25 protein-coding genes are annotated in these 21,408 nt (G+C 42.7%); 20 read left to right on the forward strand and 5 right to left on the reverse strand.

Annotated features, from left to right (window positions below):
- Positions 1–164 precede the first annotated feature (164 nt).
- A complete protein-coding gene (locus B3763_RS03380) occupies positions 165–1,352 on the forward strand; it encodes a type IX secretion system plug protein domain-containing protein (RefSeq protein ID WP_286743672.1) in 1,188 nt (395 codons plus the stop codon).
- Here the strand turns inward: B3763_RS03380 and B3763_RS03385 are convergent.
- From B3763_RS03385 to B3763_RS03395, 3 genes are all read right to left on the reverse strand, one after another.
- A complete protein-coding gene (locus tag B3763_RS03385) occupies positions 1,342–2,160 on the reverse strand; it encodes a CRISPR-associated endoribonuclease Cas6 (RefSeq protein ID WP_189631132.1) in 819 nt (272 codons plus the stop codon). The genes B3763_RS03380 and B3763_RS03385 overlap by 11 nt on opposite strands.
- A gap of 130 nt (positions 2,161–2,290) precedes the next feature.
- Entirely contained in the window at positions 2,291–3,388 is a 1,098-nt protein-coding gene (ychF, locus tag B3763_RS03390) for a redox-regulated ATPase YchF (protein ID WP_286743695.1), read from the reverse strand.
- Between the two features lie 121 nt (positions 3,389–3,509).
- On the reverse strand, positions 3,510–3,842 hold the full coding sequence (locus tag B3763_RS03395; RefSeq protein ID WP_189631130.1) for a DUF3276 family protein: 333 nt from the start codon (positions 3,840–3,842) through the stop codon (positions 3,510–3,512).
- 165 nt (positions 3,843–4,007) lie between these two features.
- Here B3763_RS03395 and B3763_RS03400 point away from each other — a divergent pair, with 165 nt between their 5' ends.
- Positions 4,008–4,913 (forward strand): DUF58 domain-containing protein, encoded by a 906-nt coding sequence (locus B3763_RS03400; protein ID WP_286743698.1) that lies wholly within the window; start codon positions 4,008–4,010, stop codon positions 4,911–4,913.
- A 106-nt stretch (positions 4,914–5,019) separates the two neighbouring features.
- Positions 5,020–5,643, forward strand: coding sequence for a hypothetical protein (locus B3763_RS03405; protein WP_286743701.1), 624 nt, complete (start codon positions 5,020–5,022; stop codon positions 5,641–5,643).
- A 54-nt stretch (positions 5,644–5,697) separates the two neighbouring features.
- Here B3763_RS03405 and B3763_RS03410 read toward each other — a convergent pair whose 3' ends face one another.
- Together B3763_RS03410 and B3763_RS03415 are read right to left on the reverse strand one after the other, a co-directional pair.
- Entirely contained in the window at positions 5,698–6,576 is an 879-nt protein-coding gene (locus B3763_RS03410; RefSeq protein WP_189631127.1) for a mechanosensitive ion channel family protein, read from the reverse strand.
- 218 nt (positions 6,577–6,794) lie between these two features.
- Positions 6,795–7,139, reverse strand: a complete 345-nt coding sequence (locus B3763_RS03415; protein ID WP_189631126.1) for a 4Fe-4S binding protein — start codon at positions 7,137–7,139, stop codon at positions 6,795–6,797.
- Positions 7,140–7,284: 145 nt separating this feature from the next.
- On the opposite strand from B3763_RS03415, the gene B3763_RS03420 reads away from it, so the two are divergent.
- The 17 genes from B3763_RS03420 (at position 7,285) to B3763_RS03500 (ending at position 21,345) form a co-directional block, all read left to right on the forward strand.
- Positions 7,285–8,292, forward strand: a complete 1,008-nt coding sequence (locus tag B3763_RS03420) for an acyl-CoA reductase (RefSeq protein ID WP_286743703.1) — start codon at positions 7,285–7,287, stop codon at positions 8,290–8,292.
- A gap of 8 nt (positions 8,293–8,300) precedes the next feature.
- Entirely contained in the window at positions 8,301–8,780 is a 480-nt protein-coding gene (locus B3763_RS03425; RefSeq protein WP_286743704.1) for a DUF2628 domain-containing protein, read from the forward strand.
- Between the two features lie 40 nt (positions 8,781–8,820).
- A complete protein-coding gene (locus tag B3763_RS03430; RefSeq protein ID WP_286743707.1) occupies positions 8,821–10,167 on the forward strand; it encodes a short-chain fatty acid transporter in 1,347 nt (448 codons plus the stop codon).
- A 3-nt stretch (positions 10,168–10,170) separates the two neighbouring features.
- A complete protein-coding gene (locus tag B3763_RS03435; protein WP_189631122.1) occupies positions 10,171–10,917 on the forward strand; it encodes a hypothetical protein in 747 nt (248 codons plus the stop codon).
- 109 nt (positions 10,918–11,026) lie between these two features.
- Positions 11,027–13,288, forward strand: a complete 2,262-nt coding sequence (locus tag B3763_RS03440) for an aconitate hydratase (RefSeq protein WP_286743712.1) — start codon at positions 11,027–11,029, stop codon at positions 13,286–13,288.
- A gap of 459 nt (positions 13,289–13,747) precedes the next feature.
- Complete coding sequence (locus B3763_RS03445) at positions 13,748–14,200, forward strand: VOC family protein (RefSeq protein ID WP_286743714.1); 453 nt, start codon at positions 13,748–13,750, stop codon at positions 14,198–14,200.
- A gap of 102 nt (positions 14,201–14,302) precedes the next feature.
- Entirely contained in the window at positions 14,303–15,274 is a 972-nt protein-coding gene (locus B3763_RS03450) for a c-type cytochrome (RefSeq protein WP_189631119.1), read from the forward strand.
- A gap of 126 nt (positions 15,275–15,400) precedes the next feature.
- The gene (locus B3763_RS03455; protein ID WP_286743716.1) at positions 15,401–16,537 is read left to right on the forward strand and encodes a Re/Si-specific NAD(P)(+) transhydrogenase subunit alpha; all 1,137 of its coding nucleotides are present in this window, start codon (positions 15,401–15,403) and stop codon (positions 16,535–16,537) included.
- Between the two features lie 3 nt (positions 16,538–16,540).
- Positions 16,541–16,852, forward strand: coding sequence for an NAD(P) transhydrogenase subunit alpha (locus B3763_RS03460; protein WP_286743719.1), 312 nt, complete (start codon positions 16,541–16,543; stop codon positions 16,850–16,852).
- A 4-nt stretch (positions 16,853–16,856) separates the two neighbouring features.
- Positions 16,857–18,266: an NAD(P)(+) transhydrogenase (Re/Si-specific) subunit beta gene (locus B3763_RS03465; protein WP_286743721.1), complete on the forward strand. Its 1,410-nt coding sequence runs from the start codon at positions 16,857–16,859 to the stop codon at positions 18,264–18,266.
- A gap of 203 nt (positions 18,267–18,469) precedes the next feature.
- A complete protein-coding gene (locus tag B3763_RS03470) occupies positions 18,470–18,889 on the forward strand; it encodes a hypothetical protein (protein WP_286743724.1) in 420 nt (139 codons plus the stop codon).
- A gap of 15 nt (positions 18,890–18,904) precedes the next feature.
- Entirely contained in the window at positions 18,905–19,033 is a 129-nt protein-coding gene (locus B3763_RS03475; protein WP_286743727.1) for a hypothetical protein, read from the forward strand.
- Positions 19,034–19,251: 218 nt separating this feature from the next.
- Positions 19,252–19,575, forward strand: coding sequence for a hypothetical protein (locus B3763_RS03480; RefSeq protein ID WP_286743729.1), 324 nt, complete (start codon positions 19,252–19,254; stop codon positions 19,573–19,575).
- A 131-nt stretch (positions 19,576–19,706) separates the two neighbouring features.
- Positions 19,707–20,165: a DUF695 domain-containing protein gene (locus tag B3763_RS03485; protein ID WP_286743731.1), complete on the forward strand. Its 459-nt coding sequence runs from the start codon at positions 19,707–19,709 to the stop codon at positions 20,163–20,165.
- 45 nt (positions 20,166–20,210) lie between these two features.
- A complete protein-coding gene (locus tag B3763_RS03490; protein ID WP_286743733.1) occupies positions 20,211–20,549 on the forward strand; it encodes a n-acetylglutamate synthase in 339 nt (112 codons plus the stop codon).
- Complete coding sequence (locus tag B3763_RS03495) at positions 20,549–20,743, forward strand: YwbE family protein (protein WP_286743735.1); 195 nt, start codon at positions 20,549–20,551, stop codon at positions 20,741–20,743. The genes B3763_RS03490 and B3763_RS03495 overlap by 1 nt, the downstream gene beginning before the upstream one ends.
- A gap of 38 nt (positions 20,744–20,781) precedes the next feature.
- Positions 20,782–21,345, forward strand: coding sequence for a hypothetical protein (locus tag B3763_RS03500; RefSeq protein WP_286743737.1), 564 nt, complete (start codon positions 20,782–20,784; stop codon positions 21,343–21,345).
- Positions 21,346–21,408: the final 63 nt, after the last annotated feature.

Raw genomic sequence — 21,408 nt, forward strand, 5'->3', positions numbered from 1 at the left:
GAAGATCCCCTCTTCTCGCCTTTAGACACTGTGGTATTAAAATTGGTTGTAAGAGCAATAATTAATCCTAATTTCGTTTGCTTCAACAAATGTCTTTAAAGTCTGTGAGATTTCTCTTCCTTGTGTTCGTCTTCTGCAGCCAGGGGCTTTGGGCTCAACAAAATTTGCAATACAATAACCATACTTATGACGCCAACATAAGAACGGTGAGGCTAAACCCGGCAGGAAATAATGTGCAAAGCAGCATTGCCCCACCCGTAACTAAAGTTGGGCAATCGAACCTGATGTTGAGCTTTGACGACTTAAAAGAAGATGCCGATTATTACTACGTCTACTTTGTACACTGCAACGCTAATTGGGAACCTTCTAATCTAAGACCCAACATGTTTCTGAAAAACTACAATGAATTCGAAATTACAGACTTTGAATTCAGCCAGGAGGCTAAGCAGCAGTATGTAAATTACACGTTTACAATACCTGCTTTCGAAATATCGGGCAACTATCTGGCAGTGGTATACCGAAACCGAAACAAAAAAGACCTTGTACTCAGCCAGCGCTTTTATATATATGAAGAAAATACTGCCGTAGGAATTTCTGTTCAACGATCCACTGAGCAAATCCACCGGGTGAACAACCAACGCATAGAGGTCTCCCTCAACTATGCCGGATTAAAGGCTGTAGACCCAAGAGAACAGTTTAAAATAGTGGTTCGGCAAAACCAACGACCAGACTTAACCCGCTACGAACTACCACCAACCTTTATCGATGAGAACGCTCAGTTTATAAGGTATCAGGGGCTAGACGAGGTATTCGATTTTCCCGGTACCAACGAATTCAGAGCCTTCGACCTGAGCACCACCACTTTTACAGGAAGAAGGGTTGACGAAATTTACATGAGTAACAAGCGTGTGGTGGCTCAATTGAGAACAGACGCCCCTTTGGCCGACACCTACCTGCAAAATCTGGACATTAATGGCCAGTACTACATACGCGATGTGGAGGGACAACCGGGAGGTATAAGTGCAGAATATGTTTACACCAACTTTAGGCTTAAGATTCCCAAATCCGATGAAAAAGTCTACGTAGTGGGCGCCTTTAATAACTGGCAAAAAAACAGTGCATCGCTCATGAAATACAACGAAGTTGAAGAGGCATATGAAGCCGAAATATTACTGAAGCAAGGATGGTATAATTACTCCTATATCCAAGAAGGAGCTAATCCATTCGGAATAGACGGTTCTTTCTTTGAAACCGAAAACCTTTACGAAGTCTTTGTTTATTTTTCACCCATGGGCGGCCGTGGCGACCGCCTGGTGGGTTATTCGCAGCTGGGCTACAACACTAGGCGGTAGCTGTTGGGGCGTTTTTCTGAAAATGATACTTCTCGGTACGCTCCAAGGGATCGGCATTGGCCAAATCGAGCATTCCAAAGCCTTTGTAGGTATAGTTGCCCAGGCCACAACTGAATATAAATTCCTGCACCTCTTTTTCGGCATATAGTTTAAAAGGCAAGGTATATCCGCGCACCTCATATTTGACATCATTTTCAAAAACCGAATAGATACGCGCAAACTTCTTTTCTTTGGCTTTCATTCTTTCAATATAATCCATATCGGGCACTACCTGAAAGCGTTTGAAGCGCTCAAAATCTTTGGTAGAGTAGTTGCCGGTACGCTCTAGCCTCTGAAGGGTAGACTCATAGAGCAGATCTGAAAACTCATCGGTTTCGGGCATAATAAAGCGCTTGGAGCGCTCGTCATTAAACCTCGCCTTAAACGGAACTATGGGTGATATACAAATGAACTTGCTTTCTCCAGTCAGTTCTATTGGTTTTTCCAGCTCAGTAAACAACGGAAGCACCTGTAAATTACCAAGTTCTATTACCTCAAACTCAAAGATTTGTTCCAGAAGGTAGTCTAAAAACTCCTGCTCGGAAGCAGAAATGACCAACGTTACAAAGTTGGAATAATAATGCAGCCCATTGCGCGAAACTTTAGTTTGACCTTTCAGTCCTGAAAAATTGAAAAATTCGTAATGAATAAATTTTTCTTTCCCTCCTTTTACCAACACTCCTTTTAAGAATTGGGCTAATATGTGTTGATGATGAAACGGAAGGTAAGCTCCACGGTTTTTAAGTTTAAAAATTACCCTGACTCTCACGACACTCTACTTTAAAATACAAAACTTTCCAAGCCTAATGCATTGACATGCAACTGGTATGACCATAACTCAATGGCCTGTAGGATTGTTCAGTCTGAACGAAAAAAATAAAGTGATTTATACGATCGGCTTACACATTGAAGCGGAAATGCATAATATCTCCGTCTTTCACAATGTAGTCTTTACCTTCTACCGCCATTTTACCGGCTTCTTTTACGGCCACCTCGGTTTTATACTGCTGATAGTCAGCCAGCTTAATAACCTCAGCGCGAATAAAGCCCTTCTCAAAGTCGGTATGAATAACTCCGGCAGCCTGAGGAGCCTTCCAGCCTTTGGTAATAGTCCATGCCCTTACCTCTTTCTCTCCTGCAGTAAAATAGGTAATCAGGTTTAGGAGAGAATAAGAAGCCTTAATAAGTTTATTAAGCCCCGACTCCTTCAAGCCATATTCTTCCAAAAACATGGCCTTTTCATCGGCATCTTCCAATTCTGCAATTTGAGACTCTATAGAAGCTGAAATAAGGAGCACCTCTGCGCTTTCGTCTTTCACCGCATTTTTTAGTGCTTCTACATGTTCGTTTCCGGTATGGATAGATGCTTCTTCTACATTGGCTACGTAAATAACAGGCTTAATAGTGAGCAAAGAAAGGTCTTTAACGGCAGCTAACTCATCGGCATCGGCTTCTACTGCACGTGCATTGGCACCTCCTTCTAAAGCAGCCTTAAATTTCTCAAGACCAACCAGCTCTTTCTTGGCTTTAGCATCGCCCGACTTAGCAATTTTAATCAGTCGTTGAATTTTCTTATCAATGGACTCAAGATCCTTGAGCTGTAACTCGGTATCAATAACCTCTTTATCGAAAACAGGGTCTACATTACCGGCCACATGGACTACATTATCATCTTTGAAGCAGCGGACCACATGAATAATAGCATCTACTTCTCTTATGTTGGCTAAAAACTTGTTGCCCAGCCCCTCTCCTTTACTGGCACCTTTCACCAGTCCGGCAATGTCCACAAATTCAATTACCGTAGGCAGTACTTTTTGCGGGTTCACAAGCTCTTTCAAGATTTCCAGTCGCTCATCGGGCACGGTTACTACCCCAACATTGGGTTCTATAGTACAAAATGGAAAGTTGGCCGCTTCGGCCTTTGCACTTGACAGCGCATTAAATAAGGTTGATTTACCTACGTTGGGAAGCCCAACAATTCCACATTTTAAACCCATAACTGTCTAAAGAATTGCTTGTTTTTAAATGAGCGGCAAAGATAGCAATTAATACAATCTGCACTGAATGGGCCAATAAAAAAGGGGCCGTAGCCCCTTAATTTCTTTGCATGAAGATGTATTAGTCCCAGCTGAGTTCGCTGTCATGATCTGTTTCTCCGTTAACGCTGAGCTCTTCTCTGTCGAATTGAGAAAAGTCTACATCAGGAAGCAATTCTTCTTTTACGTGACTTACAGCCTCATTCAGTGCTTCTACGAACTTCCCAAAATCTTCCTTATAGAGGAATATTTTATGTTTTTCATAGCTAAACCCATCATCTTTAAATTTTCTTTTGCTTTCCGTGATGGTCAAGTAGTAGTCGTTTGATCGAGTGGCCTTGATGTCAAAAAAATACGTTCTTTTTCCTGCCCTTACCCTCTTTGAAAAAATCTCATTCCTGTCCTTATCTTCCACTTCTCAAAGTATTTAGTCTTGGTTTCAGTTGATTTTCGAAAAATAGCTGTCCTAATATAAACCAATATTAGCTACTATTGCAAACACCGTAAAAATAAAAAGCGCAACCCATTTGTGATTCTTATGGTAAATTAAACCTTTGGCATACACGGCAAAACAGAGTTTATGCAGTTTTCATTAGAAGATATTAAGCATCTTGGTAATATAGAATTACTGGCAAGGCAGATGGTTGAGGGCTTTATTACAGGCTTGCACAAATCGCCATATCATGGGTTTTCGGTAGAATTTGCCGAGCACAGACTGTACAACACCGGGGAAAGTACCCGCCACATAGACTGGAAGTTGTATGCCAAAACGGACAGACTCTATACCAAACGTTATGAAGAAGAAACTAACCTGCGGTGCCAGTTAGTCATCGATCAGTCTTCTTCCATGTATTACCCTGAGACCAACTTTGGCAAAATGCGATTTAGCGTTTTGGCATCGGCCGCACTCACCTACCTGCTACACAAGCAGCGCGATGCTGTTGGGTTGCATACTTTTAGCAGTCAGTTGGAACTGGAAACTCCCGTCAAGTCATCGGCCTCTCATGTGCATAAACTCTTTTTAATGCTCAACGAATTGTTGAACAAGCCAAAAACCGAAAAACGGACTAACGTTGCGGCCATCTTAAATCAATTGGCTCAGAAAATTCACAGACGTTCGCTCGTGGTTATTTTTAGCGATATGTTCGACAATGAGGCCAATGAAGAGGAACTAATGGCCGCGCTGCAACACCTTAAACATAGAAAGCATGAAGTTCTGCTTTTTCACGTAACAGACCATAGAACTGAGTTGGATTTTGACTTTGAAGACCGCCCCTATGAGTTTATCGATGCAGAGACTAGTGAAAGAGTTAAACTTAACCCGGCTTCCATCAAAAAGGCTTTCCGTGAGCAAATGGACAACTATTACCATGAACTTTATCTCAAATGTGCCAAACTAAAAATTGACCTGATCACAGCCGACATCAATCAGGGATTTGACCAGATACTTAAAGCTTACTTGATAAAGCGTCAAAAAATGACTTGAATAGAATACCAATATTTAGCACATAAAAAACACACTAATACTGTTCTCCATAATTCTTCTATTGATTGCCTGCAATACTCCCTATTCAATCTTTGAATGGCAAAAAGTGCTTAAAGATAAAGGAGATGCCAAAATAGAGTTGGTAATAGAAAGTAAAAACCACTCTACCTCAAAATCGTCTGGTACAGCTGATGGAGAGTTTTTATTTCAACGACTTGGTAATTTAAAAGAAGTGGTGGAATCTTTTAATCCTGAGAAAGTGGTGGTAATTGAGAGTATACCTGATCGCTATCACTTCAACCTGAAGGTGACCAATTACCCCTCAGCCCAAATTTCTGACTTAAGCGAAGATATTTTGAATTTCATGGCTGAAAAAGCCGATTTTAAGTGGAAGATTGAAAACAGAAAACAATCGTTTTATAGTCTTGCAGTGTCGGACAGTTATCTTCTACATCAGGCGAAAAACGTACACCCGGAAATTGATCAATTATCCTCTACACACCCCAAAAGAGTGAGGTTTATTGGTAGCCTGGATAACTTCATCTTATTTCTCGAAAAAATAGTCGATACACCAATCAGGGGGGATGTGCCCAAATTAGACTTTAAATTAGACATAGAATTACCAAACGGAGACATGGAGGCTTTATTACTTGCGCTCAAAAACACGTATGGCCTCTCTCTGACCCCGGAGACCGGCCTAAACGAAGCCATCGTAATTACCTCAAACTAGACGCAGCGGGGCAGTTTACGTTATCACTAAATTTCAATACATACCGGATGGGACTTATTTGGTCAGAGTTACTTCCAGGCTACTTCCTGCCAACGAAACCTTGCCTCCACTCTGAAGAATAGCCTTGTGTACCTTTTCGTAGATGAGATTTTTGGTGGTTCTTCTCTTTTTAAAATCTACCACATAACGAAGGGTGTAGGTGCTCCAATTTTCATCGAAAGAGAAAGTAATCATTGGAGGAATTTGGGCCTTCTCCACATAAAGCTGCCCGGTTAGTTTATCCCACGAGGCCTGTGAGTCACGACTAAAATCACCCACCACCTCATCGAGTATTTGATTCAGCACACCTTTAAAATATTCTTGATCGCTATCAGTACGCACCGGAATTTTAATCTCGTCCCACAAAAAGGGAAAATCTCCCGAATAGTTATAAACCGGCTCCTTGAATAAATAGCTATTGGTCAATCGCACCATTTTACCATTGTAAAGATCACCATCTACCCAGTCGCCAATCTCCATAAGTGTAGTGCGCAATACGCCAATATCTACTACATCTCCCTTCACTCCCCCCATTTGTACGCGGTCTCCTACTTTGAAATATTTACCGGAAAGAATGACCAAAAAGCCTGCAATACTCATTATTACTTCTTGAAGGGCAAAGGCAATACCTGCTCCGGCCAAACCTACAGCCAGTGTAATGTTAGAAAGCTTGTAATTGAAAATGAGCATGCCACTGAGGGCAAAAACAATATAACCCAATAGGGTTACCAGTTTTTTAGCCTGATAGCGCGTACTCTTATCGCTTACATAGCGTGAAAGTACTCGTTTAAGAAACCTTGCCACAAGCATAACCAGGATAAAGGCTACCAGCAGCAACAAAAAGCGTTTTGCAAGAGGCTCCGAAAGCCAATTCGTAAGTTGAGACACTTCCATAGCCATAAGTTATAAAGAATTGCGAGTCTTAATAATAAAACCGGATTACTTACTTAAGTCGCATAGCGTATGATTCGACATGCTGTCACCGTTGGTAAAGGCACTGCTTGTCGCTCAAGTGGCCTAATTACATCTATATATGATTAAATAAAGTAGACCTATACGAAAAAAGGCCTCTGTTGAGGCCTTTTTTTGATGCTTTCATAACGAGTTTGGTACTACACGTGTAGCCATTCTTTCTTGGCTTCCAGCTCTTCCTGGGTTTCTCTGTAATCAGGGTCATCCACACAACAATCTACCGGACACACAGCTGCACACTGTGGTTCCTCGTGGAATCCGGTACATTCTGTACACTTGCCTGATACAATATAATAAAACTCATCTGAAATGGGCTCTTGTGGTTCGTTGGCGTCTACCACAGTGCCATCTTCCATTTCTACCTCTTTCAGGTCAGTTCCTCCGGCCCAGGTCCACTCCATTCCTCCTTCATATATCGCTGTATTGGGGCATTCAGGTTCGCATGCACCGCAGTTAATGCATTCGTCTGTAATCATTATGGCCATAGTGCTCTAATTTTATTGGTAGTCCTTAGTGCAACAATTATTTGTTGGCTAAGTTTCAGGTTTCTAAAAATATTTGCCGCAAAAGTAATAGGTAATAGTTCTCAGGCGCAAACTTAGCTTGTATTTTTGGGGCACAATTATGGAAATGAGTATAGAAAGAAGAGCAACAGCACTGGCAAATTTGGGAAATTGGTTCAAAACAATAACCCCGGAAGAGTTCTCAAACCTATGCAAGGCGGCTATAAACCAGAACAATTGGTTCACTAAAGACAATATTCAAAAGGCCTTTAATGCCTGGGGCGAGGCTCTCACCGAAGAAAAGATCGGTCACTGGATAAAGGGCTATAATTGGTCTAAAAACCCCAGAAAGGTTGGTCTTGTGCTAGCCGGCAATATTCCTTTAGTGGGCTTGCACGATGTACTCTCAGTAATTATAAGTGGACACAAGGCTTGTGTGAAATACTCATCGCAAGATGCTGTATTGATGAAAGCCGCATTGCAAACGCTTATTGATCTGGAACCTGAGCTAAAAAGTCAACTTGCGGAAGTTGATCGGCTAAATGATATAGAAGCTGTAATTGCTACCGGTTCGGACAATACAGCTCGGTATTTCAAACATTACTTTGCTAAACACCCTCACATTATTCGGCAAAACAGGGTATCGGTTGGCCTATTGAACGGAGAAGAAACAACCACCGATCTGCAGAACCTTGGTCTGGACATTTTTACCTACTACGGGCTTGGCTGTAGAAATGTGGCTAAGATTTATTGTCCTAAAACATTTGACCTCACTCAGTTTATTGCTGCGCAAGACACTCACGAGAATGTATTGAGTCATCACAAATACCAGAACAATTATGACTACAATAAGTCCGTGTATTTGGTAAACAAGGAACCGCATCTCGACTCGGGCTTCTTTCTTATGCGAGAGAGCTCTGAACTGGTCTCTCCCATTTCGGTGGTTTTTTACGAATCATACGCTTCTGAAGCCGAGCTATCACTAAAGCTTTCAGCTCAACAAGATAAAATCCAGTGTATGGTTGCTAAAGATGGATGGTACGAAGGCAGCTTACCCTTTGGCACTGCTCAATGCCCTGAGCTGTGGGATTATGCCGATGGGGTTGATACGCTGGAGTTTTTGGCAAGCTTGTAATCCAATCCATGAACAAGGATCAACTTTATTCTATATACTTCGCTAATAGTAGGGCATATTTTTTGAACAAGCTCCGTGAGTTTAAAGAGGGGAATAGATACACCTTTAACCTCCCTTCATTTTTATTAGGGGGAGTATATTTCTTTTACCGGAAAATGTACAAAGAGGGGGTTATTCTCTTGATTCTGATCTATACTGAACAAATTCTTTCATTGAACATAGCTACTACGTTCAACTTAATTTTTATGCATGATACCGGATATAATATCTTTATGACATTTCTGTTCGCAACTGTCTCGGGATTCATTTTCAATAGATTATACTTAGCCAAAGCAATCAAGGTAATTGACAATATCCAGATTCAGGAAGACGAGGAAGCCAAAAAATATCTCAGAAAACAAGGAGGCACTAGTATAGTCAGTGCTCTGCTGCTGGCGGTTGGGATGGTTATTTTCGCCTGGCTGAACGCTACATACTTCTTATTCTGAATTTCAATAATAAAAATCCCCGGAATTTGCATCTTTAGGTATGAGCCAAAGATTTAGGAAACTCTTTTATCATCTTTTCCCTTCCCCGTTTGCCATAGCTGTTTTACTTACCGTTTTAGTTTACGGTTTGGCACTCATTTTTACTCAAAGGCCGGAAAATGCAGTATCATCTTACCCAACAAAGCTATTGGAATATTGGCAAACCGGTTTTTGGGAGCTACTGGCCTTTACCATGCAAATGGCCCTCATTCTTATTCTTGGCCATGCTCTCGCTTTAACCCCTCTGTTCAACCGGCTCATTAATCTCCTTACTCGCTATTGCCATACTACAGCCACTGCTGCCATGATTGTTGGCCTGATTACAATTCTGCTCAGCTTCTTCAATTGGGGCTTGTGTTTGGTATTTGGGGCAATTTTTGCACGAAAAGTGGCCGAAAGATCCCAAGAGCTGGGTCAGCCATTGAACTATCCGCTCATTGGGGCGGCCGGTTATGCCGGCATGATGTGCTGGCATGGCGGGTTTTCCGGGTCGGCACCACTCACCGTATCGGGTAAAAGTCATTTTTTAGTCAACCAAATCGGTGTGATAGGCATTGAGGAAACGCTCCTTTCCACAATGAATATTAGTACAAGTCTCTGCCTTATTGTGCTTATTCCAGGGTTTCTGTATTTGCTCGGACGTTTGTCGCCACACAGAGCCTTTAAACTTAAAAGCCAATCTAAGAAGAGTCAAAAATTGACCACCGAAGCCGTTGGAGCCGAGAAGCTAGACCATGCCAGGTTTCCGGCCATTGGCCTGGGTTTACTCATATGTTTTATAGCCTTTCGTCAGGCCTGGAACACCCCTTCCGGATCGGGGTTAGGCTTTATTGACCTTAATTACATTAACTTTTTATTATTCGGCCTGGGCCTGATGATGCACGGTAGCTTTTCCAATTTCCTAACAGCCATACAAAAAGCTATTGGTGGTGCCTCGGGCATCCTTATTCAATTCCCCCTGTATGCGGGCATAATGGGCATTATGAAGTACTCGGGATTAGGAGCTGAAATCTCTTACGCCTTTGTGGCTATTTCCAACCAAACCACCCTTCCCATCTTTACCTTTATTAGTGCCGGCATTGTCAATGTGTTTGTGCCAAGTGGTGGCGGACAATGGGCTGTTCAGGGACCAATAGTGACCGAAGCAGCCGAAGCATTAGGAGTTTCTATACCTAAAATCATTATGGCTCTCTCCTATGGAGATCAGTTGACCAACATGCTCCAACCCTTCTGGGCTCTACCCCTTTTGGGCATCACTCAACTTAAAGCAAAAGATATTCTTCCTTACAGCGTTTTAGTGATGATGCTCGGAATGCTTATATTTATAAGCAACCTATTGATTTTCTGATACATGGCAAACAAATACAGACTGGAAGGCGAAGCTCCCAGGTTTTCTTTCAGAGGCATGGGAAAAATAGTGGTAGAACTATTGATTATTGTAGTGGGTATTTACCTGGCCTTTGCGCTCGATAAGTATGGAGAAAGAAAGGAGCAAAAGGCACTGGAAAAAAAGTACCTTCAGGAACTGATGGAGGAAGCTATGACCAATTTGGAAGAGCTCAGGGCCGATCAGCAAACGCGTAAGCATCAGCTTGTACTCTTTGGAAAGTTACTGGAAACAGCCAATCGGCAAGTAGCCGAAGACACCCTGAGAATGGCCGTAAAAGAATTGCTCATCAACCGTATTTTCTCACCGTCCGATGTGGTTTATCAGGATCTGACCAGTTCGGGCAATCTCCGCCTAATAGAGTCGGACACTATTCGTAAAACCATTATCCGATACAAGGGACGACTCGCCCGCGCCCCCATTACCGAAAATGTAGAAAGACGCCTCATCGAAGACAAACTAGAACCATACTTGCTTCAAAAACAGGTGCTTTCTTTGCTGGAGCCCATGGAGGATATGGATGAAATTAACATCTCCGAACAACAGGTGGATCGGATTATTCGGGTATTGCTCAACGACCGTCAGTTCTTGGATTTGGTATACCTCAGGTACAACCGTCTCAAGCATACCATCTACTTTGAAAACCCGGTACAAAGAAGCCTTGAAATACTCATTAGCCTACTGAAGGAAGAAATTAGAGCAAAGACATAAGTTCTGCTCCAACAAATACCTCTGAGGCATACTCAATTCTTCGATTTTTGATAACTTAGCGGCCCCTAGATAGTTATCTAATAGAACTAATCATTTAAAAATATTTTTCATGGCTTTTGACATTGATATGATTAAGGCTGTTTACGAGAAGATGCCTTCTCGTATAGAAGCAGCCAGAAAATCTGTGGGTAAACCACTTACCCTGGCTGAGAAAATTTTGTATTCACACTTGTGGGATGGAAACGCTACTGAGGCATACGAGAGAGGTAAGTCTTATGTAAACTTTGCTCCTGACCGGGTGGCCATGCAAGATGCCACAGCACAAATGGCTCTTTTACAGTTTATGCAAGCTGGTAAAGCCAAAGTATCGGTACCCTCTACCGTGCATTGCGACCACCTCATTTTGGCTAAACAAGGTGCCGAAGAAGATTTAAGAAATTCACTCACTGCTTCAGGAGAAGTGTTCAACTTCCTTGAGTCTGTGTCTAATAAATATGGTATTGGCTTCTGGAAACCCGGAGCCGGAATTATTCACCAGGTTGTTTTAGAAAACTATGCATTCCCTGGAGGAATGATGATTGGAACCGACTCTCACACTGTAAACGCAGGTGGTTTGGGCATGGTAGCCATAGGTGTTGGCGGTGCCGATGCCGTAGACGTAATGGCCGGAATGCCCTGGGAGCTTAAATTCCCTAAGCTCATTGGAGTAAAACTAACCGGCAAAATGAACGGCTGGACTGCGCCAAAAGATGTAATTCTTAAAGTAGCGGGCATTCTTACCGTAAAAGGTGGTACGGGTTGCATTCTCGAATACTTTGGCGAAGGTGCCAAAAGCCTTTCAGCAACCGGAAAAGGCACCATTTGTAACATGGGTGCTGAGATTGGAGCAACCACCTCTACTTTTGGTTATGACGATTCCATGGAAAGGTATCTGCGCTCTACAGACCGGGCTGATGTGGCTGAAATGGCCAATCAGGTAAGAGAGCACCTTACTGGTGACGATGAGGTATATGCCAATCCTGAACACTATTTCGATCAGGTCATAGAAATTGACCTAAGCACGCTAGAACCGCACGTAAATGGTCCTTTTACTCCGGATCGTGCCACTCCGGTTTCTAAAATGCGTGAAGAAGCCGAGAAAAACGGCTGGCCCACCAAAGTAGAATGGGGTCTTATAGGTTCATGCACCAACTCTTCTTACGAAGATCTTTCCCGGGCCTCTTCTATTGCCAAACAAGCCGTAGAAAAAGGGCTAAAGACCAAAGCAGACTTTGGTATTAACCCTGGCTCCGAGCAGGTAAGGTACACGGCAGAAAGAGACGGACTTCTGAAAATCTTTGAAGATCTGGATGCCACCATATTTACCAATGCCTGTGGCCCATGTATTGGTCAGTGGGAAAGATCAGGAGACAATACCCGAGTAAATACCATTGTGCACTCTTTTAACAGAAACTTCTCTAAGAGAGCCGATGGCAACCCTAATACTCATGCCTTTGTTACCTCACCGGAAATGGTAGCTGCAATTGCTATATCAGGCGACTTAGGCTTCAACCCCATTACCGATACTCTTACCAACGAAAAAGGCGAACAGGTTAAACTGGACCCACCAGTGGGTGAAGAGCTTCCAAGCAAAGGCTTTGCAGTAGAGGACAATGGCTATCAGGCTCCGGCAGAAGATGGCAGCAATATTGAAGTGGTTGTTCGTCCTGACTCTAAAAGACTTCAACTTCTGGAGCCTTTCAAACCTTGGAATGGTAAGAACATCACTGGCGCCAAATTACTGATTAAAGCTTTTGGTAAGTGTACAACCGACCACATTTCAATGGCTGGTCCATGGTTGAGGTTTAGAGGTCATCTGGACAATATCTCAGACAACTGCCTGATTGGTGCCGTAAATGCATTTAATAAAGAAACCAACAAGGTAAAGAACCAACTTACTGGTGAATATGGCCCGGTGCCTGCCACACAGCGACAATATAAAGCTGAGGGCATTCCTACTATTGTTGTGGGAGACCATAACTATGGAGAAGGCTCTTCTCGCGAACATGCGGCCATGGAGCCTCGTCACCTTGGTGTAAAAGCAGTATTGGTAAAATCATTTGCCCGTATTCACGAAACCAACCTTAAAAAGCAAGGTATGCTGGCCCTGACTTTTGCCAACGAAGCCGACTATGATAAAGTACAGGAAGATGATACCATCAACTTCCTGGATCTGGATCAGTTTAGTGAAGGCAAGCCATTGAACATAGAATTTGTTCATGCCGATGGCAGCAAAGATGTGATTGTGGCTAACCATACCTACAACGAAGCCCAGATTGGTTGGTTCAGAGCTGGCTCTGCGCTTAACCTGATCAAGGAGCAAAACAAATAAGCCGACAAGGCCAAATTTATTTTAAAGAGGCTGTCGCGAAAGTTAGCTGAATGTCACCCTGAACTTGTTTCAGGATCTGTAAGTGATTGATTGACCATTCACCCGGGTTCTGACATAAATTCAGAGTGACGAACTCCAGCGTTTTCGCAACAGCCTTTTTTATGAACTCACCCCAAGGTTGATTCATCAATACCCTATTATTCTCCCCCCCTCATAGTCTCTCAATGAGGACTATGAGGAAAACACAACGGCAATACTTTCAGAAATATTCAGCAGCCGTCCGACCACTCAAAGCGGTGAGACAGGTAAGTAGGAATAATACTCAGCCTGAAACATTCTCTGTCGCAAACACACCCTTAATGTGCCGCATATGACAGCAACGGAAACACCTTACAATTATGACTTTTGCATAAGACCTATCAGAGGTTCCTCATTATTTTCCATCTAACACATTATAGCATGTCAAAAATTGTTACTCAAAAAATCACTCCTTACCTATGGTTCAATGACCAAGCCAGAGAAGCAGCCGACTTTTACTGCACGCTGTTCGATCGTTCCAAAGTAATATCCGATTCCGGTATGATCGTAGAGTTTGAATTAGAGAACTTAAAATTCATAGCGTTAAACGGAGGGCCAAAATTCACCTTCAATGAATCTGTTTCATTTTTGATTCTTTGCGACAGTCAAACCGAAGTAGATCATTTTTGGAACCGCCTTACTCAAAACGGAGGTCAGGAAAGCATGTGCGGATGGTGCAAAGACCCTTTTGGTTTATCATGGCAGGTAGTGCCAAGCCAGTTGATGAGCCTAATGAAAACCGGTACAGAAGCCCAAAGAAACCGCGTAATGCAGGCATTAATGGGAATGAAGAAAATTTTGATTCAACCGCTTGTAGAAGCCCATGAAGGATAGACAATAACTGTCGAGCAAAGGCCGAAGCCGGCAAGAACTATTAATTCACAATAAAAAACCTTAACTTACTCATATTCAATTTTTTAATCAATCTTCAACCAAATGAGAAAGTTAACGAGAATCACAGTTTTTGTGCTTGCCTCCGTGGTTATCCTGGTGGTTTTAGCCTTTGCCTACCTCAACTTTACCTACCCAAAAGTGGACCCTGCCCCCGAACTCACGGTGAATCCAACACCGGAGCTTATCGCACGGGGAGAATACCTGGCCAACCATGTGGCCTTATGCATGGACTGTCACTCACAAAGAGATTTCTCCAGGTATTCCGGGCCACCAACCCCAGGCACCGAAGGTGCAGGTGGCGACCGGTTCGATCAAACCATGGGCATGCCGGGAGTTTTCTATGCTAAAAACATCACTCCTTTTGGTATAAGCCGGTATACCGATGGCGAACTCTTCCGGGTTATTACCACAGGAGTAACCAAAGAAAACAAAGCCCTATTCCCCATTATGCCTTACCCTTATTATGGTCAAATGGCTGAAGACGATATTCATGCCATCATAGCCTATTTACGTAGTCTTCCACCAGTAGAAAGTCAAATCCCAGACTCTAAGGCCGATTTTCCTTTCAGCCTTATTCTAAAGACAATTCCTGTAAATGCATCACCACAACCTCGCCCTCAGAGAACCGATGAAATTGCCTATGGTAAGTATATGGCTACATTCGCAGCATGTATGGAGTGTCATACCCCAGTAGAAAAAGGGCAAATTGTTGCTGAGCAGGCTTTTAGTGGTGGACGAGAGTTTTTAATGCCTGGAGGCGTAATCATGAGAACCCCAAACATTACGCCTCATAGCACAGGTTTGGGCCAGTGGACCGAAGAAATGTTTATAGCCAAATTTAAAAACTACGAAAACAATGCCTACACACTCAGTCAGGGAGACATGAATACCATAATGCCCTGGAGCATGTATGCCGGTATGGATACGGTAGACCTTAAAGCCATTTATGCTTACCTGAAAACCGTGCCTGCCATAGAAAAAACCGTAGTCAAATATGAGCAAATGAATGACTAAGGCCGTATGCAACAGGCTAAGCCACTCATTTTCAGAGGGACTATTTTCAATCGGGTACATAAGCCTCATTTTCAAAAGCCCTAAAAACTTTTATCTTCATAGGGATTTTTAATTCTAAAAACCGCTATGATCATAGGTCTATTGAAAGAACCATCAGGTGAAAACCGAGTGGCTCTTCTACCGGAAAATGTTAAAACCCTTATTGCTCTTAATGTAGAACTCATCGTAGAGTCTCAGGCAGGCACGGCTGCCTTTACAACCGATTTTGAGTTCGAAAAGGCAGGGGCAAAAATTGGTCAGCGCAGGGATGTCCTTAGCGCTGATCTTGTTTTAGGCATTAACCCTCCTACCCATCCGGAACTTGAAGACCTGAAAGCCGGACAGGTTTTGATGTCTGTTTTTCAGCCATTATCGAATAAACAGCTGGTAGAAAAACTCATGTCTTTACAGATCACGAGCTTTAGCATGGACAATGTGCCGAGAACCACCAGGGCACAGTCTATGGATGTGCTCTCCTCCATGGCTACCGTAGCAGGCTACAAAGCAGTGCTATTAGCAGCCTCTCACTCACCGCGCTTCTTCCCTATGTTTATGACTGCCGCAGGTAGCATTATTCCTTCCAAGGTCTTAGTGTTAGGCGCTGGTGTAGCTGGTCTTCAGGCCATCGCCACAGCTCGCAGATTAGGCGCTGTAGTGGAGGCCTTCGATGTAAGAACCGCAGCCGAAGAAGAAGTAAAAAGCTTGGGGGCCAAATTTGTGAAGGTTGAAGGCGCCACTGACGATAAATCTGCCGGTGGTTATGCTGTGGAACAATCGGAAGAATATAAAGCGAAACAGCAGGCGCTGATTCAAGAACATGCCGCTAAAGCGAATATCATCATTTGTACTGCTCAGATTCCGGGAAGAAAAGCACCAGTTTTAATCACACAAGAAACCGTTGGCAATATGGCTGAAGGCTCTGTGATTGTAGATTTAGCGGCTTCAACTGGAGGTAATTGCGAGTTGACAGAAAACGACCGAGTGGTGCAAAAACATGGTGTTACCATTATCGGTAATTCCAATTTGGCGTCCACCATGCCGCTCGATGCCAGCAAAATGTATGGCAAGAACATGGTCAACTTCCTGAAGCTGCTTATTGATGCAGAAGGAAACCTCAATCTCAATTGGGAAGACGATATTCTGGCCAATACCTGTGTGACTCATGCTGGCGAAGTGATGAGTCCACGTGTTAAAAACATCCTTTTTCAAACTGAAACCGCCTAAGCCATGGAAAGCATACTACAACTGTTTGTTGAAAACAGGGAATTCATTTTTCTCATTATCGTCTCCATATTCCTCGGAATCGAAGTCATATCCAACGTTCCGGCCGTACTGCATACGCCTTTGATGTCTGGAGCCAACGCCATTCATGGAGTGGTCATTATCGGCTCCATCATCATTATGCTGGAGGCCGATCCAACCAATTATCTCGCCTTGATTCTGGGCTTTTTTGCGGTGGTACTAGGAACACTCAATGTGGTTGGCGGTTTTGTGGTGACCAACCGAATGCTGGAAATGTTCAAGAAAAAGGAGAAGTAAAGCCATGACAGAACTTTTAGGATTATCAATTCTCGAACTCTGCTACATAGCCGCTTCGATTACCTTCATCTTGGGCTTGAAAATGCTTTCCAGCCCAGACAAAGCCAGAAAAGGAAACCTCATTGCCGCCTATGGTATGGGCATCGCCATTCTGGCCACCATTCTTTTTAAGGAAGAACTGACAGCCGATAAGTGGCTCAATTACGTGCTGATTTTAGCCGGCCTGATAGTGGGAACCGTTATCGGAACCCGCATGGCGTTGAAGGTGAAAATGACGGCCATGCCTCAAATGGTGTCTTTCTTTAACGGTATGGGAGGCGCCTGTGCAGCGGTTATTTCACTCGTTGAGTTCGACCATGTGATGCATGGAGGCACTATAAGTTCAGGCATGCTGGTTGTCATCCTTCTAGGGCTGATTATTGGATCCGTTTCATTTTCCGGGAGCATTATTGCCTATGGTAAATTGGAAGGAAAAATTGGGGATAAAGCCCTACCTGCCGGCCAAATACTAAACATCATTCTGCTATTGGGTATGTTGGGCATGGCCATTTTTATGGCCAATACAGCCCAGCCGCAAGCCATTTACATCTACATTTTACTGGGTGTTTCCCTCCTTTATGGCGTTCTCTTTGTGATGCCGATTGGTGGAGCAGATATGCCTGTAGTCATCTCTCTGCTCAATAGCTTTACGGGTATGGCTGCTGCCTTTGGTGGTTTCCTTTATGGTAATCAGGCCATGCTTACCGGTGGTATTTTGGTGGGTTCTGCCGGAACCATCTTGACCGTGCTGATGTGCAAGGCCATGAATCGTTCACTAACCAATGTCATTATCGGTTCATTTGGAGGTGGTGGAGCCGCAGCATCTGGTGATGGTGAACAAGGCACCATCAAAGAGATTTCGGTGACTGATGCAGCCATTCTTTTGGCATACGCTAATAAGGTGACCGTAGTACCCGGTTATGGCTTAGCGGTAGCTCAAGCGCAACACACGGTTCACAACCTCGAAAAGATACTGGACGATAAAGGCGTAGAAATGAATTATGCTATTCATCCAGTGGCTGGGCGTATGCCCGGCCATATGAACGTACTTCTGGCAGAAGCAGATGTGCCCTACCCTAAGCTCCTGGAAATGGAAGACGCCAATGACGACATGTCGAATGTAGATGTGGTGCTCGTAATTGGCGCCAATGACGTGGTGAACCCTGCGGCAGAAAATGATCCTTCCAGCCCAATTTATGGTATGCCGATCATTAAGGTGCTCAATGCCAAGAATGTGATTGTGATGAAGCGATCTATGGGTAAAGGCTATGCCGGCATTGAAAACAGCCTCTTCTTCCATGACAAAAACCGCATGCTCTTTGGCGATGCCAAAGACTCATTGGAGAAGTTGATTAGTGAGGTGAAAAGTCTATGATCACGGATTAGGGGATTAATGGATTGAATGGATTTGGTTGTTATTATAAGGTGAGGTTGTTCTTAATTGTTTCTTTCTTTTCCATTTCCCTCTTGTGCTCTGCTCAAAAGTTAGACCTTGATTTCTATAAATCTTTGATCACTGCATGTGACTCCGTTGAATATTCAGAAGATGATTTTTTGGTCATTTATAATGGAGTACCAATGACTGAAAGAGATTTTAAAAAATCTCAGCGAGGTTTAAATAAGAGCAAAGAGTTTTTTCAAGTAAGTATTCTAGGAAAAGAAAAGCTGCAAAGTGCAGTCCTACATGCAAAAAAAGAAGCGTTTATTATAATTTCAGATGAAACCGTTCTGAAAGTAAAGGACCTAAAAAGTCAGATTAAAAGTATCTTGGAGGAATTTCCTAAGCCGAATGTTATTCCGGTTCATAAAACTGATCTAGGACTTCCATATCTGTTTGTCGACAAGAAAGCGATTCCACATGAAGAATTTTGGAATGTGCTTCAATCACTCAAAAAGGAGGGTATTCAGGGAATTGTCAGATCATCTCAAGTCCCGTGGTGTCTCTATGGGGAAAACTCTAAAAATGGAGGTATCTTCATTACTACTCAGAATAAATAGAAACGTAAAATATGGATGAACTACAACGACAAACGATTTAGGCCTTTCGAAAACAGCCTCTTCTTCCACGACAAAAACCGTATACTTTTTGGCGATATCAAAGACTCATTAGAGAAGTTAATTAGTGAGGTGAAGAGTCTTTAAAAGCTTGAAGTCGGAAGACCGAGGACGGAAGCCAAAGGGTAAAATGAGGCTCATTTTTTTTTTGAATCAATCTTTACAAGTTAATGTATAAACCGATTTTGATTGTACTAATATTTGCCGCAACCTACGCGTCAGCTCAAGAAGTCACGCAGGACTGGAGGCGACTTGATAAGCAAACACCTCTTAAATAATACATTGAAAATCAGACATATGAATATTTGAATTTTAATCCAGATGCAAGAGATTCTATCGATGTCGTTTATAAGGAATTGGTAAAAAAGAATTCATCCATGCCAGAAGTGTTTATAAGAGATGCTGCTAGTATTCCGAACAAAGAACCTCTGACAATTATTAATGGATACATTCCAGAAAATAATGAGCTATTGGCTCAAATAAGATTATCAGATGTTGACAAAATTTTCATTCACAAACCAAGTGAAGAAATCTCCGCTCTTTACGGTGCAAGAGGTAGATACGGAGTTATCGTGATCGAGATAAATAAACGCAAGTTGAAAAAAATTAGAAGGCGAATAAATAATTAGTTTCACTTGTGCTACAATTAAATCAAGCTTAAGTAAATGTTCATCTACAACGACAAACTATTCAGAGCTGTCAGAACAGCCTTTTGTTCCAATAAAAAAACATTTACTCACTCATTAGAACTTCTGATTAGATGAAGGAATTCAAAGTTTTAATTCCAGAGGAGGATTATTCCATCCTAAACTTCAGACAGGAGGACTTGCCCGGAGTGGCGGTTGTTAATATCTCTCTAAGAGACTTTGAACCAAAAGAAGTCTTTGCATGGCATCTGTCAATAATGGTAGAGTTAAATGACCTTGGTGAGAATGGCATGCCTACAAAAAGTGAAGTCGATGTCATAGACAACTACGGAGACTTTCTTGATGATAGGATTAAAGGAGAAGACAAAGACAAACCGAATGCTCTTTTTCTTGCGAGAATTACTTGGAATGGTACTCGAGAGTTGATCTCGAGAGTTTATGATCCTGAAATCGCAAACGATTTTTTACAGGAACTAATTGAAGAAGGAAATCAAGTCCGGGAATTTGACTACCGAATGGAGAATGACGAGGAATGGAAATTGGCTGAGTGGCATCTAACAAAAAGAGACTAAGTACTTTTAAAATATATCCCTATAAACAATCTCTAATTGAATAAAATGATCAACTACAACGACAAACGATTTAGAGCCATTGAGAACTCACCCAACGGTGAAGTTTCAGGAGATTTGATCTTTCATTATAAGCAAGAAGGAAATCGACTGGTTTGTCAGTACTTTGGTGGTAAAATTCTGGAGGGTTGGCTGGAAGGCACGGTGGATGAAAATGGAGTGATTGACATGAACTACACCCAGGTGAATACCGAATTGAAGCAAAATACCGGTAAATGCACCTCCACTCCGGAAATCCTTCCCAATGGTAAAATCAGGCTGCATGAAGCCTGGCAATGGACATCGGGAGACCAGTCTAAAGGCACCTCAATCTTAGAAGAAATCTAATGGACGGAACAAGAAGAGCATATATTAAAGCGGGTACAGAGGTAAACATTGTGCTCAAGCAAGATCAAAGAACCGGTAAACTCACCCATGGCTTTGTGAAAGACTTACTCACCAAGTCACCCTCCCATCCCCACGGCATCAAAGTACGGCTGGAAGATGGCCAGGTCGGGCGAGTAAAGGAAATTCTCTCTTAGAACGTCATGCTGAATTTATTTCAGCATCTATTGAATCTTTGAGGAAGACCCCGAATCAAGTCCAGGGTGACAACACTAAAAAAGAACGTCATGCTGAACTTGTTTCAGCATCCTCTGAATCTTTGAAGAAGACCCTGAAACGAGTTCAGGGTGACAACACCAAGAAAAAACGTCATGCTGAATTTATTTCAGCATCTATTGAATCTTTGAGGAAGACCCTGAATCAAGTCCAGGGTGACAACACTAAGAAAGAACGTCATGCTGAACTTGTTTCAGCATCTTCTGAATCTTTGAGGAAGACCCTGAAACAAGGCCAGGGTGACAACACAATAAAACAACGTCATGCTGAATTTATTTCAGCATCTATTGAATCTTTGAGGAAGACCCTGAATCAAGTTCAGGGTGACAACACAATAAAACAACGTCATGCTGAACTTGTTTCAGCATCCTCTGAATCTTTGAGAAAGACCCTGAATCAAGTTCAGGGTGACGACATTAAGAAACAACGTCATGCTGAACTTGTTTCACCATCTTCTGAATCTTTGAGGAAGACCCTGAAACAAGGCCAGGGTGACGACACTAAAAAAAGAACGTCATGCTGAATTTATTTCAGCATCTTCTGAACCTTTGAGAAAGACCCTGAAACGCATTCAGGGTGACGACAC

The sequence above is a fragment of the Roseivirga sp. UBA1976 genome (assembly GCF_002336325.1).
In the GTDB taxonomy this organism is placed as follows: domain Bacteria; phylum Bacteroidota; class Bacteroidia; order Cytophagales; family Cyclobacteriaceae; genus Roseivirga; species Roseivirga thermotolerans.